The organism is Solidesulfovibrio sp. C21 (assembly GCF_047785625.1).
Lineage (GTDB): Bacteria > Desulfobacterota > Desulfovibrionia > Desulfovibrionales > Desulfovibrionaceae > Solidesulfovibrio.
The window spans coordinates 28,786-44,727 of record NZ_JBLODY010000034.1 but is presented as its reverse complement, the minus strand read 5'-3'; the positions used below and the strand labels follow the sequence as shown (position 1 = coordinate 44,727).

The 15,942-nt window shown below is 63.3% G+C and carries 14 protein-coding genes, 1 tRNA gene and 1 other RNA gene; 5 read left to right on the top strand and 11 right to left on the bottom strand.

Features of this window, described 5'->3' with window-relative positions; translation table 11 throughout:
• Nucleotides 1–99: 99 nt before the first annotated feature.
• From ACMZ6R_RS11730 to ACMZ6R_RS11695, 8 genes are all read right to left on the bottom strand, one after another.
• Nucleotides 100–1,257, bottom strand: coding sequence for a SufB/SufD family protein (locus ACMZ6R_RS11730; protein ID WP_416111601.1), 1,158 nt, complete (start codon nt 1,255–1,257; stop codon nt 100–102).
• A gap of 17 nt (nt 1,258–1,274) precedes the next feature.
• Nucleotides 1,275–2,036 carry an ABC transporter ATP-binding protein gene (locus tag ACMZ6R_RS11725; protein ID WP_416111599.1) on the bottom strand — a complete coding sequence of 254 codons (762 nt, stop codon included), beginning with the start codon at nt 2,034–2,036 and terminating at the stop codon, nt 1,275–1,277.
• A 180-nt stretch (nt 2,037–2,216) separates the two neighbouring features.
• A complete protein-coding gene (locus tag ACMZ6R_RS11720; protein WP_416111597.1) occupies nt 2,217–2,621 on the bottom strand; it encodes a response regulator in 405 nt (134 codons plus the stop codon).
• A gap of 149 nt (nt 2,622–2,770) precedes the next feature.
• A complete protein-coding gene (locus ACMZ6R_RS11715; RefSeq protein WP_416111595.1) occupies nt 2,771–3,910 on the bottom strand; it encodes an acyltransferase family protein in 1,140 nt (379 codons plus the stop codon).
• Nucleotides 3,911–4,255: 345 nt separating this feature from the next.
• Nucleotides 4,256–4,459 (bottom strand): hypothetical protein, encoded by a 204-nt coding sequence (locus ACMZ6R_RS11710; protein WP_416111593.1) that lies wholly within the window; start codon nt 4,457–4,459, stop codon nt 4,256–4,258.
• 58 nt (nt 4,460–4,517) lie between these two features.
• Nucleotides 4,518–4,811 (bottom strand): hypothetical protein, encoded by a 294-nt coding sequence (locus tag ACMZ6R_RS11705; protein WP_416111591.1) that lies wholly within the window; start codon nt 4,809–4,811, stop codon nt 4,518–4,520.
• 232 nt (nt 4,812–5,043) lie between these two features.
• On the bottom strand, nt 5,044–5,952 hold the full coding sequence (locus tag ACMZ6R_RS11700; RefSeq protein WP_416111589.1) for an ADP-ribosylglycohydrolase family protein: 909 nt from the start codon (nt 5,950–5,952) through the stop codon (nt 5,044–5,046).
• A gap of 150 nt (nt 5,953–6,102) precedes the next feature.
• Nucleotides 6,103–6,453 carry a hypothetical protein gene (locus tag ACMZ6R_RS11695; RefSeq protein ID WP_416111587.1) on the bottom strand — a complete coding sequence of 117 codons (351 nt, stop codon included), beginning with the start codon at nt 6,451–6,453 and terminating at the stop codon, nt 6,103–6,105.
• 455 nt (nt 6,454–6,908) lie between these two features.
• Here ACMZ6R_RS11695 and acs point away from each other — a divergent pair, with 455 nt between their 5' ends.
• From acs to ffs, 5 genes are all read left to right on the top strand, one after another.
• Entirely contained in the window at nt 6,909–8,891 is a 1,983-nt protein-coding gene (gene acs, locus ACMZ6R_RS11690; RefSeq protein WP_416111585.1) for an acetate--CoA ligase, read from the top strand.
• Between the two features lie 185 nt (nt 8,892–9,076).
• Complete coding sequence (hisD, locus tag ACMZ6R_RS11685; RefSeq protein ID WP_416111583.1) at nt 9,077–10,387, top strand: histidinol dehydrogenase; 1,311 nt, start codon at nt 9,077–9,079, stop codon at nt 10,385–10,387.
• A gap of 10 nt (nt 10,388–10,397) precedes the next feature.
• The gene (locus ACMZ6R_RS11680) at nt 10,398–11,291 is read left to right on the top strand and encodes a phosphoribosylaminoimidazolesuccinocarboxamide synthase (protein ID WP_416111581.1); all 894 of its coding nucleotides are present in this window, start codon (nt 10,398–10,400) and stop codon (nt 11,289–11,291) included.
• Between the two features lie 56 nt (nt 11,292–11,347).
• A tRNA-Ser gene (locus ACMZ6R_RS11675) sits at nt 11,348–11,437 on the top strand.
• A gap of 6 nt (nt 11,438–11,443) precedes the next feature.
• Nucleotides 11,444–11,539: signal recognition particle sRNA small type (gene ffs / locus ACMZ6R_RS11670), an RNA gene on the top strand.
• A gap of 245 nt (nt 11,540–11,784) precedes the next feature.
• On the opposite strand, the gene ACMZ6R_RS11665 is transcribed toward ffs, so the two are convergent.
• The 3 genes from ACMZ6R_RS11665 to ACMZ6R_RS11655 form a co-directional block, all read right to left on the bottom strand.
• Nucleotides 11,785–13,074 carry an MFS transporter gene (locus ACMZ6R_RS11665; protein ID WP_416111579.1) on the bottom strand — a complete coding sequence of 430 codons (1,290 nt, stop codon included), beginning with the start codon at nt 13,072–13,074 and terminating at the stop codon, nt 11,785–11,787.
• A 150-nt stretch (nt 13,075–13,224) separates the two neighbouring features.
• Nucleotides 13,225–13,728, bottom strand: coding sequence for a MarR family winged helix-turn-helix transcriptional regulator (locus ACMZ6R_RS11660; protein ID WP_416111577.1), 504 nt, complete (start codon nt 13,726–13,728; stop codon nt 13,225–13,227).
• Between the two features lie 57 nt (nt 13,729–13,785).
• Entirely contained in the window at nt 13,786–15,639 is a 1,854-nt protein-coding gene (locus tag ACMZ6R_RS11655) for an alkaline phosphatase family protein (RefSeq protein ID WP_416111575.1), read from the bottom strand.
• Nucleotides 15,640–15,942: the final 303 nt, after the last annotated feature.

The following is a 15,942-nucleotide window of genomic DNA, read 5'->3' as shown; positions in this document are numbered from 1 at the left end:
GTTCCCCTCTCGCGCTCTCCCCTCCCAAAAACTTTTACCTGTTATGGGGACAATGACGCATTCGTGTCATTGTCCAGTTTTTGGGGAAGAAGGGTGTGACTAGAACATGTCCTTTTGGGACTCCGCGATGGTCTTTTCGATAACGTCGTGGAGTTCCTTGGGCAGGCCCATGATGTCCACGTTGAGGAAGCCGCGCACGATGGTGGAGGTCGCCTCATCCTCGTCCAGGCCCCGGGCCATGAGGTATTCGATCTCTTCCTGGTCGATCTTGCCGACGGCCGCCTCATGGGACAGTTCCACGCCGTCCATGGTGCCGAGCAGCTCGGGCACGGCATGGATGACGCCGCCGCCGAGAATGAGCCCCTTGCATTCGAGATGGCCCTTGGCCGGCACGGAGTTGCCGCCAATAAAGCCCCGCGACACGATGGTGCCGCCCGAGGCGATGGTGCGGGCGATGATTTCGCCCCGGGTGTCCGGAGCATTGAGTTCGATGCGGCTGCCGGAGTCGACATAGGACCCCTTGGGCGCGACGATGACGGAATTGAACCGCGCCACCGCCCCCCGCCCGTTCAAGCGGATGGCCGGATAGGATTGCAGGTCCTTGACGGGCTTGAGCAGCACGTAGTTGTTTATAAACGCCCCGCCCTCCTCCACCACACCGCCGGTGCGCGGGCGCACCACCGTGGAGTCGGCCCAGTTGTGGATCATGGTGAAGGTCAGCTTGGCGTTCTTGCCCACGAAGAATTCCGAGATGCCAAAGTGGGCCGCGCCTTTGGAGCCGTGGGCCACCGAGCAGCCGGTGATGATGTGCAGCTCGGAATCGTCCGCCACGATGACCACGTTGTGGACGTTCTGGCCGACCATGTCGGACTTGAGGAACAGGCAGGACTGCACCGGTTCGGTGATCTTGGCGCCCTTCTCGGTGCGCACGAAATAGCCGCCGTGCAGATTCTCGGCCGCGGCCCGGGTGAACTCGTCCTTGTCCTTGTCCACCTGGGTCCAGAAATGGCCGGGCAGGCCATCGTATTTTTTCAGGGCGTCCTTGATGTCGAGGATTTCCACGCCTTTTTGCAGGCTCTTGCAGTGGACACTGCCGTGGTCCACCTGCAAATAGGTGCCGGCGCGCTGGTGTTCCTCAACATCCACGCCGGACATGAGCATCTCGGCCTTGTCCGCCGGGTCGAGATTGCGCAGATCGGGGATCTGGCCCAATGTGGAACCGCTGAAACGAAAGTCGTGCAGATCGATCTTTTCCATGACGCAGGCTCCTTGGGCTAATTGAGGCAGCGCACGCATTCCTGGTAGCCGTACTGGCTGATGTGGTCCAGGATGTCGCGCGGATTGGCCTCGCAGCACAGGTGGCCGTTATAGAGCACCTGCCCCCGGTCGGCGTTGACGTATTCGAGAATGTAGCCGGTGTGGGTGATGATGAGCCCGGATACGGGGCGCTTGGTCACCCGCTGCTGCTTCATGCTCCTCCCGGGCCGGGGCTCGATGCCCCCGGTGAGGACTTCACGCACGGTCGAGCCGATCAGCTTCATATTTTCCAGGTCCACGCCCGATTCCGGCTCGTCGAAAAGCAGCAGGTAAGGTTTTTGGGCCATGAGCTGAAGCAATTCCGACCGCTTGATCTCGCCGCCGGAGAAGCCGGCATTGATGTCGCGGTCGAGAAAATCGTCCATGTTGACCTTTTTGGCCAGCCCTTCCACGTCGATTTCCTCGCCCCGGGCGCACATGGTGACCAGATGGCGCGTCTTCAGGCCGTGGATGGTGGGCGGCCGCTGGAAGGACATGCCGATGCCCAGGCGCGCCCGCTCGTAGATGGTTGCGTTGGTGATATCGTGACCGCGAAAAAGGATGCGGCCCTTGGTGATTTCGTAGTTGCCGAAGCCCATGAGCGTCATGAGCAATGTGGTCTTGCCCGAGCCATTGGGGCCGAACAAGATGAATGTCTCGTTCTCGGCGATGTGCAGATTGATGCCCGAGAGGACTTTCCGGTCGCCGATTTTCACATGCAGGTCTTCGATGCGAAGCATGGTTTCCTCGCTTGTTGCCGCCAGATGGCGTGAGTGTCGCCCAAGCGGTCTACGGAAAAAGCCGGGGAAAGTCCACTGGCCCGGTAGGGAAGCCGGGAGCGCGCGGCGCGGGTGGCGAAGAGCCGCCCGTGTCGTGTCCTCGAGATTCGTACAGGCGAATTTCAAAGACGGCGTTTTTTTTCAGAGCACCGACGGCGTGTGGGGAGCGCCGCCTGGCGCGGGGTGGTCGTAGGCGCGGATGATGGTGGTGAGTTCGTCGCAGTCGTACGGCTTGGCCAGGTAGTCGCGCACGCCGAACCGGTTGAAAAAGTCCAGGTGCTGGCGCAGGCCGTAGCCGGTCAGGACCACGATGGGAATATCGGCCAGACGGGTTTTATCGGCCCGCACTTGGCCGATAAATTCGCGGCCGTCCACCTGCGGCAGGCGCATGTCGAGCAAAATGAGGTCGAAAGGCTCCTTGGCGATGGTTTCCAAGGCAACGCGGCCATCGGGGACGGTCGTGACGACATGTCCCTCTTCCTCCAGCGCCTGGCGGGCCAGGGTGGCATGGTTGGCATCATCCTCGGCAAGCAGGATACGCAACATAGAGCGTTGTTCCTCCCTTGGCGAGGCCAAGCATGTTCCGTGCCGTGCAAATTGGTTACATTCTATATTTTTTCTTCAATGATTCCAAGGTGAATACTGGCAATGCACCTGTCCGAATATCCTCTTTTCCCGTAAAACAGGAAAATCGATCAATGTCCTTGCGGCGCAAGGGCGGCTGGCAGCGATTTGCGCCTGGGCAGACGCGCCCCCGTGGCCACAGCGTACACGCGCGGCAGAAGCCGGGAAAAGACTTCGCCCATGCCCCATAAAAAGAAGGTCACGGTCACCCCCGTGATAAAGTAAAACATGGTTTGCTGCACATCGCTAGCAGGCATCCATACGGAAAGGAGCCTCGTCTGAAAAATGGAAACCGTGGGTTCATGGGCCAGATAAATGAAAAAGCTGAACCGGGCCATGCGGTGCAGCAGGGCGCTGTCCCGGATGCGGGAAAACGACGAGACATACCAGAAAAAGGCCACTCCGATTACGAGGTAGCACTTGAAAAGAAAGCGCTGCACCACTGGGTCGGTGATGCCAAAGGAAGTTTGGGCGATCAGTACGACGGTCAGCACGATGAAAACGAGTCCCCCCCAGCGCTGCCACCAGGATCGTCCGGACAAGGTCAGACGGGAGCGGGCCACAAAGCCGCCGAGATAGAACATGAAGAAGTAGCTGTGGTATGAGTAGGGATCGTGGTCAAGCCCTGTCCAAAGGACAAAGAGGGTGACGAGTCCCACACCCGGGGCTTCCTTGAGAAACAGGAGCAGGACGGGCGAGAGGACGAACACCAGCATCAGGTCGCGCAAAAACCACAAGGGATAGTTGACGGGCGTGGCATAGCCGCCGACGCCGAATATCTTGGCCCAAAGGCCGTGCTGCACAAAGTAGTTCCAGGAGCCCATCGTCTCGATGCTGCCGACGAAATAGAACCAGGCGACGATCCAGATATTGAACAGCACATAGGGAATGAACAGTGAGAAAAATTTCTTGCGCAGCATCTCGCCGTAGGCGGCCAGGGACAACTCGAACTTGCGCAGGAACAAGAATCCGGAAATGGCGAAAAAAAGCGGTACGGTCACCAGGATGATATGGTCGTTGAAAAGCGTCACCATCAGGGTCGTGAGCGGCCCGGGATCGCCAATACGCACGATCACACCCTTGGCGCCATGGTTGAGGACGATCAGAAACATGAGCAAAATGCGCAGGACATCCATGCGCTTGGAGACTTCCGGGGTGATGGGTTCCCGGACAGGCCCGAGCATCCAGGCGGGTTTGACGGCTGTACTCACGAAAAACTCCCGGTCGGTGGCGGATGCAAAGCGGCCTGTCGCCGCTGTGGCGGGCGGGCATGGTTCGGGACCGCCAGCCGGCGGCCGCTCGCTTATTTTACGGAAGATTCCCCAGGTGGATTGGACTTGGCATGGTGTTTCGCCGGGGCGTCCCCTGGGCAGACCACAAGCGACCGCGCCCACCTTCGTGTGGCGTCCAGGCAGGACCTCCGTGCTGTTGTAAAAAAAGGCCTATTAGCCGGCGTGCTTCATGTTGTCCAGCCTGCCCTTGGTGCAGGCCGCAATCAAGGGCAGGCTGTGCCGACCGGCGCATGGCAGCCTCTGGAATACACCCGACGCGAACAATCAATGCGCGTAGGCGAGCATCTTTTTAAGGCGGTTTTCCGTGAGGCTATAGCCCTCCTCGCGGAGAATGCGCACAAAGCTTTCGATAATGCACTGGGTGGCGAAAGCCTTGTTGGTGATATGCGGTGAATTCATGATTTCCCGCAATACCAGATCGATCATGTAGACGCAGTGGGCGATGTCCTGGATATCCTTGTGCGGCATAGAGGTGGTAGCATTTCGAGGTATTGACGGCGGGTGGGCCGGCAAAACGCTTTTGCAATCAGGCCTCCGGGGCATCGACGATCTGCTTGAAGCGCGCCCCATCGACGAATCCCTGGTGGTAGGCCATGGCCACGTAGTCCCGGCGGATGCGGTCGCACAGGCGCTGGATGTCCTCGCCGAGCTGGCGCACCTGATCATCCTCGCTGCCGCCGGCCAGGGCTTCCAGCTCGCGGATGCGGCAGGTAAGCTCCTTCATGTGGGCCGTCATTTCCTCGTCCGTGGTCTGGACGTTGACCAGGTCTTCGATCCGGTTTTGAAACATGTCGGGCAAACACGCCTTGGTGCTTTCCATGTTCCCCCCCTGGCCGCCCGTCGGGGCAGACGGCCTTTTGCTCCGGCCTGGGCCGGCGGACTTGGCGCAATCTTTTACTGCATACCCCAGAAGGGAACGGGTGTAAAATCCGACGAAGCGCCGGCGTCCTCTGGCGTCACTTCCAAAACACAACCGTATTTCGTAACAAATGCTTTGCTCTTTGCGTGCGTTGGCGTCGAAAGGAACACGCCCTCTTTTCCCGGTTGCGCCCCTACTCTCCGAGGGCCGCCAGATCCCGCTCGATGCTTTCGCGGACGGCGAGCCCCCCAACCCACTCCTCGGGCAGCGCGTCGCGTCCCAGGGATGCGCCAAGCAGCATGCCGACCAGCATGCCCCGGGCGGCGCTGTCCCCGCCGGCCATGACGTTTTGCGTGAGCCCCGTGCGCAGGTCGTCGCCGTAACGGGCAAGGAGATGGATCACGCCGGGCATGGCCTCGTCGATGTGGCAGGACCGGCCGAAACGGCCGATGGCCGCCACGGTCTCCTCACCGGCCGACTCGCGGCCAAGCGCCAGCCAACGTTCGACGGGGGCGCTGGCGTAGCCGGCTTCGGCGGCGCTGTCCAGAGCGGCGTCGAGGGATTTTCCGGACAAAAGCGCCCAGGCGGCGCGGGCGAAAAATTCGGCCGCCTCGATGACCTGGGCATGGTTGTGGGTCATCTTGGTCTGCGCGCGCGCCGCCTCGACCAGGGCGGGCAGGTCGTGGCGCAGGGCGAAGACAAGGGGGGCCACCCGGCTCGCGCCGGCCAGATCGTTGGAATTGGAGCCCGAATTTTCGGGGGATTCGCCGAAATCGAAAATCTTGAGCGTCATGCGGGTGGCGCCGTCGATGTACCCGTCATAGGAGGCCATCCGCTGCCGCCATTTGGCGGCGAAATCGTCGATGTCGAACCCCTTCCGGTCGGCCAGGGAACGCAGCAAGACAAGGGTCTGATCGCCGTAATGGGTCAGCTCACCGGCCTTCCTGCCGCCATGGTAGCCGTCGGGGTCCGGGGTCGTGTAGCCCGTCACCTGGCCGAATCGTCTGGCCAGCGCCTCGGGATCATACTCCCAGTGCGGGCCAAGGGCCAGGGCATCGCCGATAAAAGAGGCCAAAACCATGGCAGTCGCGTTGTCGGACATGCTTCCTCCTGCTTTATGCGCAACATCATACGAAATACATCGGAAATGTCCAAGATGTTTGCGACACAACGGGCAGATTGCAAGGGAGAAGCCCCAAAGGCTGTTTTTTTCCGACGGGAACGGCTGCGAGGCACTGCCCCCCATCGGCTTTCACCTGACACATACCACCCGGTGAACGAAGCAGAAGGGATCGGCGCGCATGGTGCGGCAAACGAGCCTGCCGCCTTTGGAGCAAAGCCGGTATGCTTCGCAGTCCTCCCGTCTGCGTCCCTGCGGGGAGCGTCGCCATTCCTCGCAGTCGCCGCAGGTGGCCGTTTCGTTTCCGGCGGGTCGGGAGGGGGTCCCGGCAAGGGGCTCAAAGCAGGCCGGATCGGCCAGCATGGTGCGGCAGACGCAGCGCCCCCCCCTGGCGCACACCCGCTCCATGGGCGCGTCGTCTTTGCGCCGTGCCGGCAAGGTGCACATCCACTGCGCGCATTCGCCACAGGTCTTCGGCTGCATGATAGGCCCTCCAGAAGCAAAGGTGGGTCGAAACAATATTTGCATCTACCGTGCCATAATTCCCTTGTCTTGTTGACACGGCGGCCATCTCTTGAGAACGCGGCCTGGCAGGGATTTTGTCTTCGTGGGCTTCACAGGGGTAACCAGCTTGTGTAATAGAGGAATAACTGAAAATGGCTTGTGCCAGGGCGCGATTGCCAGGCCTGCTTTTTTTCGAGTGGGGCCTTTGGCAATCCCGCGCAGCACATCAGGTCGGCCTTCAGGATGCGGCACCGTCCAAAATCCAGCCCTCTTTCGACGAACGGCGCGGAATTCTCGATAAACGGCCTTTGCGCCAGGGGCCGATCGGTTTATTGGTTGCAAGCCGCCTTTCATCGAAAAATTCTGGCCGGGCCGGCTGCTTTTCGGCAAGCTCGCCTTCGATTCGACCACATCACCCAACCCGGGGGGAAAACATGATCGCAGACAACATCGAAAGCCTCATGCACGAACAACGCCGCTACGAGCCGCCGAAAGAAGGCCGCGAGCGCGCCCACATCAAAAGCATCGAAGAATACAACGCCATCTACAAGCGTTCCATCGAAGACCCGGACGGCTATTGGGGCGAACGCGCCACCGAGCTGCTCACCTGGTTCAAGCCCTGGGACACGGTCCTGGAATACGATTTCGACAAGCCGGAGATCAAATGGTTCGCCGGGGGCAAGCTCAACGCCACCTACAACTGCCTGGACAGGCATTTGACCGACGGCCGGCGCAACAAAGCGGCGCTGATCTGGCAGGGTGAGGACGACAGGGATGTGCGCACCTACACCTACCAGATGCTCCACGACGATGTCTGCCGGTTCGCCAACGTGCTGCGAAAAATGGGCGTGAAAAAAGGCGACCGGGTAAGCCTCTATCTGCCCATGATTCCGGAACTGGCTATTGCCATGCTGGCCTGCGCCCGCATCGGCGCGCCGCACAGCATCATCTTTGCCGGATTTTCGTCCCACAGCCTGCGCGACCGCATCAACGACTGCGAGGCCAAGGTGTTGGTGGTCAGCGATGCCGTCATCCGCTCCGGCAAGACCATACCGCTTAAGCCCAACGCCGACGAAGCCGTCAAGGAATGCGCCAGCATCGAGAAGGTCGTGGTGGTGCGCCACGCCGGCAACGAGGTCGAGATGTTCCCCGGCCGCGACCTGTGGTGGCACGACGTCATGAGCGACCACGATGTCCAGGGCTGCTGCGAGCCCGAGCCCATGGACGCCGAGGACGTGTTGTTCATTCTTTACACCTCCGGTTCCACGGGCAAGCCCAAGGGCGTCTACCACACCACCGGCGGCTACCTGACCTATGCCGCCCACACGAGCCAGCTCGTCTTCGATCTGCACGACGACGACATCCACTGGTGCACGGCCGATATCGGCTGGATCACTGGACATTCCTACATCGTCTACGGGCCGCTGGCGCTCGGGGCCACCTCGCTCATGTTCGAGAGCGTGCCCACCTACCCGGCCCCGGACCGCTTCTGGCAGATCTGCGAGAAGTTCAAAGTCAACATTTTTTACACCGCGCCGACAGTCATCCGGTCGCTGATGCGTTCCGGCCCGGCCTGGACCCAGAAGCACGACCTGTCGTCGCTGCGCATCCTCGGTTCGGTGGGCGAGCCCATCAACCCCGAGGCCTGGATGTGGTACCACGAGCACATCGGCCACGGGAAACTGCCCATCGTCGACACCTGGTGGCAGACCGAGACCGGCGGGCTCATGATCTCTCCCCTGCCCTACGCCACGATGCTCAAACCGGGATCTGCCTCCCTGCCCCTGCCCGGCATCGACCCCATCATCGTGGACACCGACAACAAGGAAGTCGGCCCCAACCAGGGTGGGTTCCTGGTCATTCGCAAACCCTGGCCGGGCATGCTGCGCGGCATCTGGAACGCGCCGGAACGCTTCAAGCAGCAGTATTTCGCCGGGTTCAAGGGGAGCTACGAATCCGGAGACGGGGCGCGACGCGACACGGACGGCTATTTCTGGATCATGGGCCGGGTGGACGACGTCATTAACGTCTCCGGCCACCGCATGGGCACGGCCGAGATCGAATCGGCCCTGGTGTCCCATCCGACCGTGGCCGAGGCGGCCGTGGTCGGCATGCCACACGAGGTCAAGGGACAAAGCATCTACGCCTACGTGACGCTCAAAGCCGGCTACGAGGAGAACGAAGAGCTGCTCAAGGCGCTCAAGCTCCATGTGCGCAAGGAGATCGGGCCCATCGCCGCGCCGGAGGTGATCCAGTTCGCGCCGGGACTGCCCAAGACCCGAAGCGGCAAGATCATGCGGCGCATTCTGCGCAAGATCGCCTCCAATGAGGTGGAGAGCCTGGGCGATACCTCGACCCTGGCCGATCCGAGCGTGGTGACGGAGCTGATCGAAGGCAAGAAGAAGCTCTTCGGCTAGTGCGTCGCTAAAACGATGCCAGGGGGAAACTTTTCTAAAAATTCCCCCTGGCCCCCGAAAGACTCCCCTCCTCCATGTCTTCTCGACATTTGCCGGGTATGCGCTTACATGCCAGAGGGTTTGGCGCGACCCCACTATCGGGGTTGGCGCACGTCTCTGCAATGCCTTATCTCTAAGGATATCTTATGCCCTGCCCACGATTTACCATTTCCGGCCCCGACAACTTCGGGGCGCTGCGGCACATGCTCGCCGGACGCACGGCGGCCGCCTCGGACGCGGAGGACAAGGTCCGCCACATCCTGGGCGATGTGGCCATGCGCGGCGACGAAGCCTTGATCGAACTGACCAGCCGCTTTGACTGCAAAACCTTCGACGCCGCCTGCCTGCGCGTCTCCGCAGCCGACATCGCCGCCGGCGTTGCGGCCGTGCCGGCTTCCGACCGCGCCATCATCGAGGAGGCGGCGGACAATATCCGCACCTTCCACGCCGCCCAAAAAGAGCGCTCCTGGTGGATGCCCTCGGCCGACGGCACCATGCTCGGCCAGATCGTCACCCCGGTGGACGCGGCCGGCTGTTACGTGCCCGGCGGACGCGGCGGCGAGACCCCGCTTATTTCCAGCCTGCTTATGAACGCCATCCCGGCCCAGGTCGCCGGCGTGCCGCGCATCGTCATCGTCTCGCCCCCGCGCCAGGACGGATCGCTCAATCCCTATATCCTGACCGCCGCCAAGGTCCTCGGCCTCGACGAAATCTATCGTGTCGGCAGCGCCTGGGCCATTGCCGCCCTGGCCTACGGCACGGCCTCCATCGCCCCGGTGGACGTGGTGGCCGGGCCGGGCAACATCTACGTGACCACGGCCAAACGGATGCTGATCGGCACGATCGGCATCGACATGATCGCCGGCCCGAGCGAAATCGCCATCCTGGCCGATACCTCGGCCAATCCCGACTGGCTGGCCGCGGACATGCTGTCCCAGGCCGAACACGACCCCATGGCCGCGGCCGTATGCGTCTCCCCGGACGAAAAGCTCCTTGACGCCACCTGCGAGGCCCTGGTCAGGCGGCTGGCCGATCTGCCGCGAAACGACATCGCCGCCGCTTCCCTGGCCCACTACGGGGCGCTGGCCGTCGTGCCGGACCTTTCCGTCGGCATGGAGCTCATAAACGCTATTGCCCCGGAGCACTTCGAGCTGTGCGTGGCCGATCCCTGGGCGCTCGTCGGCCAGGTGCGCCATGCCGGCGCGGTTTTCATGGGCAACCACTGCCCCGAGCCGGTGGGCGATTATTTCGCCGGCCCCAACCACGTGCTGCCGACCATGGGCACGGCGCGGTTCTCCTCGGCCCTGTCGGTGGCCACCTTCACCAAAAAAACGAGCCTGATCGCCGCCGCTCCGGGCTATATCGCCGCCCATGGCGCGAAGATCGCCCGGCTGGCCCGGCTGGAAAATCTGGAAGCCCACGCCCGCAGCGTGGAATGCCGCTTCAACGACAAATAAGGAACCTGCCATGGACGCCGTCGCCCAGACCGCTATGCCGGCCCTGACCCTGCGCTCGCGGGGCAAAGTCCGCGATATTTACGACCTCTCCCCGGAGAGCCTTTTAATCGTCACCACGGACCGCATCTCGGCCTATGACGTGATCATGCCCGACCCCATCCCGCAAAAGGGCGTCATCCTCAACCAGATCACACTCTTTTGGATGGACATGTTCAAGGACATGGTCCCCAACCATCTGCTGGCCACGGAAGTGGCGGATTTTCCGGCCGCCTGCGCGCCCTACGCCGAGCAGCTCGCCGGCCGGTCAGTGGTAGCCAAGAAGGCCAAGCCGCTGCCCATCGAGTGCATCGTGCGCGGGTTCATCACCGGCTCGGGGCTCAAGGACTACCAAGCCACGGGCAAGGTCTGCGGCCATGCGCTCCCGGCCGGGCTGGTCGAATCGGACATGCTGCCCGAGCCGCTTTTCACGCCCTCGACCAAGGCCGACCTCGGTGCCCACGACGAGAACATTACGCTCGCCAAGGCCAAGGACATGATCGGCGTCGAGCTGTGCGCCAAGGTGGAGGAACTGAGCCTCGCCATGTACGCCAAGGCCCGGGACTACGCCCGGGGATGCGGCATCATCATCGCGGACACCAAGTTCGAGTTCGGGCAGACCGACGACGGGCTCATCCTCATCGACGAGGTGCTGACCCCGGATTCCTCGCGGTTCTGGCCGGCGGAGGGCTACAAGCCGGGCAACTCCCAGCCGAGCTACGACAAGCAGTATCTGCGCGACTGGCTGACCTCGATCGGCTTTGACAAGAAGCCGCCCGCGCCGCGCCTGCCTGAGGACGTGGTGGCCAGGACCCGGGAGAAATACCTGACGGCTTACGCGGTGCTGACCGGGAAAAAATTGGCCTAACCCGCTTTTTTTGCTTGCCAGAATCAGGAGGGACGGCTATACAACTTTGCTCTTGCGGAGAGGTGTCCGAGCGGCCGAAGGAGTACGATTGGAAATCGTATGTACCTTAACGGGTACCGAGGGTTCAAATCCCTCCCTCTCCGCCACGAATTTTGGGGAAGCCGGGCGGCGGTTACGCCGCCAACCCCGTCAGGTCCGAAAGGAAGCAGCGGTAACGGTTGTTGCCGGGTGTCCGGCTTCCCTTGAAAGCGCGAGGCAACTCGCGCTTTTTTTATGGGTCCGACCGCCAGCCGAAAAAGAGCGGGGCGGCGGCAAGCCCCCGGCGCGACAACGACGCCAGCATCTTATGATCTGAGCCCCATCCCTGTGGGGCTTTCTTGTTGCCTGCCCTTTCCCCGCTTCCGGCCAACGTTCTCCATTTGGGATGCGACCATGGCGTTGCTTCGGGATCGTTCGTCGCGGCAGTTCCGCAATAACCGCTCTCCGCGCACCCTTAGGAAGTCCGGGGGGTGTCGTCCGTGGCGGGATCGGCTCCAGGCTGCCTGAGGGCCAACCAACCGATGCCGACGGCACAGATGACGCCGGAAAGGAGCACCGTGGCCGGTGCACCGATCAGGCTGGCCATGGTCCCGGCGAAAAGCGAGCCAAAGGGGGCCATGCCGACGAGGGTGATGGAATAAAGCGCCATGACCCGGCCCCGCATGGCGTCGGGACTGCGCAGCTGGAGCAGGGTATTGGCGGCGGCGAAAAAGAGAATCAGGCAAAAGCCGAGCACCGAGGCCAGCGCCATGGACAACCCAAACGACCGGGACAGGGCAAAGGCGACCAGGGCCACGCCGAAGCCGAGGCCGGCGAACACCCGCACCCGGTCGAGCCCGGCGCTCTCCTTGCGCACGGCCAGGGTAAGCGCCGCGATCACGCTGCCGAACCCCGTTGCGGCCATGAGAAACCCGAGTCCCGAAGCACCATGGGCCAGGATCGTGTCCACGAAAATCGGCATGAGCACCATGTAGGACGCGCCGAAAAGGCTTGTCAGGCAAAGCCCGGTCAGAATGGCCCGCATGGGCCGGTCATTGACGGCATAGCGGATACCCGCGCGCATATAGTCCGCCATGGAGACCGTTTTCGGGCGCGGCGGGGACGGCGGCAGGCGCATCATGAGCAGCCCGGCAATAACGGCAATGTAGCTTATGCCGTTGATGAAAAAGCACCAGCCCTCCCCCACTGTCGCCACCAGTATTCCGGCCACGGCCGGACCAAGCACCCGGGCGCTGTTGAACATGGAGGAATTGAGCGCAATGGCATTGTGCAGGTCCTCCTTGCCCACCATATCCACCACGAAGGCCTGCCGCGTCGGCATATCCACGGCGTTTATGGTGCCAAGGACCATGGCCAGCGCGCCGACCAGCCACACGGTGGCCGTATTGGTCAGGGTGATCGCCGCCAGGGCCAGTGCCTGGAACATGGCCGCCGTCTGGGTAACGACCAGCAGGGAACGCTTGTTGCCGCGGTCGGCCAGATAGCCGCCCCACAGCCCGAGCACGAACACGGGCAGACAGCCCACGAATCCGACCAGGCCCAGGGCCAGGCTCGACCCAGTGAGCCGGTAGACCAGCCAGGAAACGGCCACGGACTGCATCCAGGTGCCGACAAGGGAGATGAATTGCCCGGCGAAAAAAAGCCGGAAATTGCGATGGCGAAACGACCGGGCCAAACGGTCCAGGGACTGCCGCGAACGCAGGCGCAGCCCCCCACCGTTCTTCCCGTTGACGACGTGTTCCATGAAGAACGATTCCTATTTTTCGAAGGGGCCGACGCCGGCCGCCAGCCTGTACCCGGACGAACAGTCCGGCCCGGTAGGGGCGCAACGCAGCCACTGCCCGGGCGATACCCAGGCGGGCTGGTTGGCGCTTCGCGACCGGGCGGACGCGCGTCAGGCCTGGATGGCTTCGGCGGTTTCGGGCTCGGGCTGCTTGATTCCGCCCGTACCCGGCGCGGCGCTCGCAGTGGTAAAGAGTTCCCGCAAAAACCCCATGCCCGTGGTCACCAGGGCGAGGTCTGCGGCGTTCAAGCGCGCAAGCCGCGTGGCGAACTTGGCCTTGACCGCCTCGCGGGCCTTGGACAGTACGCTTGTCCCCTCCTCGGTCAGGCTCAGGCGTACCCGCCGCCGATCCGAGGGATCGGGCTTGCGCTCGACAAGGCCGCGGTAGGTCAGGGCGTCCACGAGTTTGGACATGGACGGCAGGGAAACGCCGATATATTCGGCCAGATCGGTAAGATTGGCCCCGGGGCTGTGCCGCAAAAAGGCCAGGCTGCGCAGTTCCGGCACGCGCAGATCCGGCGCGCTGTGGCTGCGCATGGTCTGCCGCAGCTCCTGCATCACCAGTGGCATGACTTCCAAAAGCTCGCGGGCGCAGGCATTGAGATCTTCAGCCATTGTTGTGCCTTTCTAATAATTAATTTTGGAAATTAATAAGTCCGGTACGCCCGGCCGTCAAGGGCGCTCTCCCCCACCCACCAAATCGGGCTCCATGCCGTCCGCCGGCGCAAGCCCGAGGACGCGGCAGACCGTGGCCGCAAGACGCGTCTGGGAGACCGCGCCGCCGGCCGCGCCCGGCAGGGGCAGGTTGGAGAAAAGCGCGCCCGGAACGAACGAGGCGTCCACGCAATGGTCCCCGGACCACTTCTGCCTGTTGTCCGCGAAGACTTCCGCCGAGGCGCCGCCGATGGCCGCGGTCCAGGCCATGCGGTACGGCGGTCGCAGTCCGACCACCAGATCCGGGGCCGCAGCGGACTTTGCGCCGCTGTAGATCGCCTCCTTGCGGTGCACGGCGGCCACGGCCGGCCGGCCGGCGTCATCAAGCCGCGTGAGACGCGCCGCAATCTCGTCGGTCAACTCCCGGGCGGGCTTCCCCGGAGCCACGACGCCGCTTCGCTCCCGACCGGCCAGGTTGCAATAGATGGAACCGAAGCCCAGGGCGTAGGCCCGGGTGCCCGACCAGTCCACGTACTTGAAAAGTTCGCCGCTCTCGGCCGGATCATGCGGTTTGAGCTTCAGGTAGCCGGCCTGGGCCAGCCAGGCATTGGCATCGAAGGACCGGGCGTAGGAGCAAAAGCCGTGGTCCGAGCAGACGAAAAGGGCCGTGTCGTCGCCGGCGGCTTCCACCACCCGGCCGACCATGGCGTCCATACGGGCCAGGTGGGTTTCGATGACCGGCCCGAGCCGGGCCGCCGCCGCAGGATCGTAAAGCGGATGGGACGGATCGTGGTAGCGCCAGAAACAGTGCTGGATGCGGTCCGAAGTATCGAAGACGACGGACAGCAGGCCCTCGGTGAAGCGACCGAGCTCGTGCTCCAGCATGGCCTCTCGCTCGGCCGTCACGTCGTCGCAAAAGGCCAGAAAGGCCTCGTCGGTCACCACGCCGTCGGTGAGCCCCTTGGTCTCCTCGGGCATGCCCAGGGTGGAATACGGGCCGCCGAGGGCCGCCGCCAATTCGGCCGCATAGCCCTCGGGCGCGGCCACGGGCAGGTTCGGCGCGCGGGGGTCGACCTGCACCGGCCCGCAGTAGAGCTCCAAGGGTTCAAGGCGACCGCAGAAAAGCCGCGTCACCCCAGTCACGAGCCGGCCGTCGGCCATGGGAAAAGAAAGCGTCAGATAGGGCGACCACTCTCCGGGGGCAAGTTCCCCGTGCTGCCCGCCAACGGCGTAATGGAGTCTGCCGTCGTGCCGGGTAAGCTCCATCTCCGTGCGGACCGGGCTCCGTTTGCCGGCCACGATCGCCACCGGTCCCTCGATGGCGATGCGTGCCCGGCCGTCGGCAAAGCACACCTGTTCCACCCGGCCGCGTCCGGCCCCGCCGCCGGCGGGAAGGACCTCCACGTAGTGGACGTAGTTGCCGAGCCGTCCCTTGACGTCGGGCGCGCCAAGCCCGGAGAGCACCTTCGCCCCGGCAAAAGCCGGCGGATAGGTCACGGGCCAGCGCACGGCCGTGACCGGCAATCCGGCCCCGGCCGCGACGTCGAAAAAGGTCGGGGTGTCGTAGGCCGGAGCCGGCGTTCCGCCCGGTCCCGGCCTGGTCAGGGACAGGCGCGGCAGATAGGTGGCCGGGTCGCGCACGATGAAATCGTAGACGCCATGGGTGCCGGGATTGGTTCCCGTGGCCAGGCAGGTCCAGGCCACCGGGCTTTGGGCCGGGTTGACGGTCGCCAGGTCGGCGAAGGTCCCAGCTGCGGCCAGACGGGCCAGATGGGGCAGCTTCCCCTGCCCGGCCAGGGCGCGGCACAGGTTCGGATCAAGGCCGTCGATGCCGATGACAAGGGCCTTGCGGACGGTTTTGGCAAAGGACATGGTGTACCGTGCTGTTAAGCGTTCAGGCGGAGGGACGTTTTTTTCCCTTATCAGGTAAAAATGGTTTTGCCCAGAAACAGAATCGGCAAAGGCGCACATTCCGCGTTCCCCCCTCTCAGATCGGCATGGCACGCCGGTCGGAACCCGCAGTGCGCGGGCGCGCAAGGCTGTTTCCTTGCGGGGATGGTGGCATCTGGCCAGTGAACGTCGCGCGAAGGGAGAATGCTGAGGGCTGTGCCCATCGGTGGACCCGGGGGAGGGACAAGCAGCGTATCCCCTTGGGAACACGTGAAAGATGAAGAA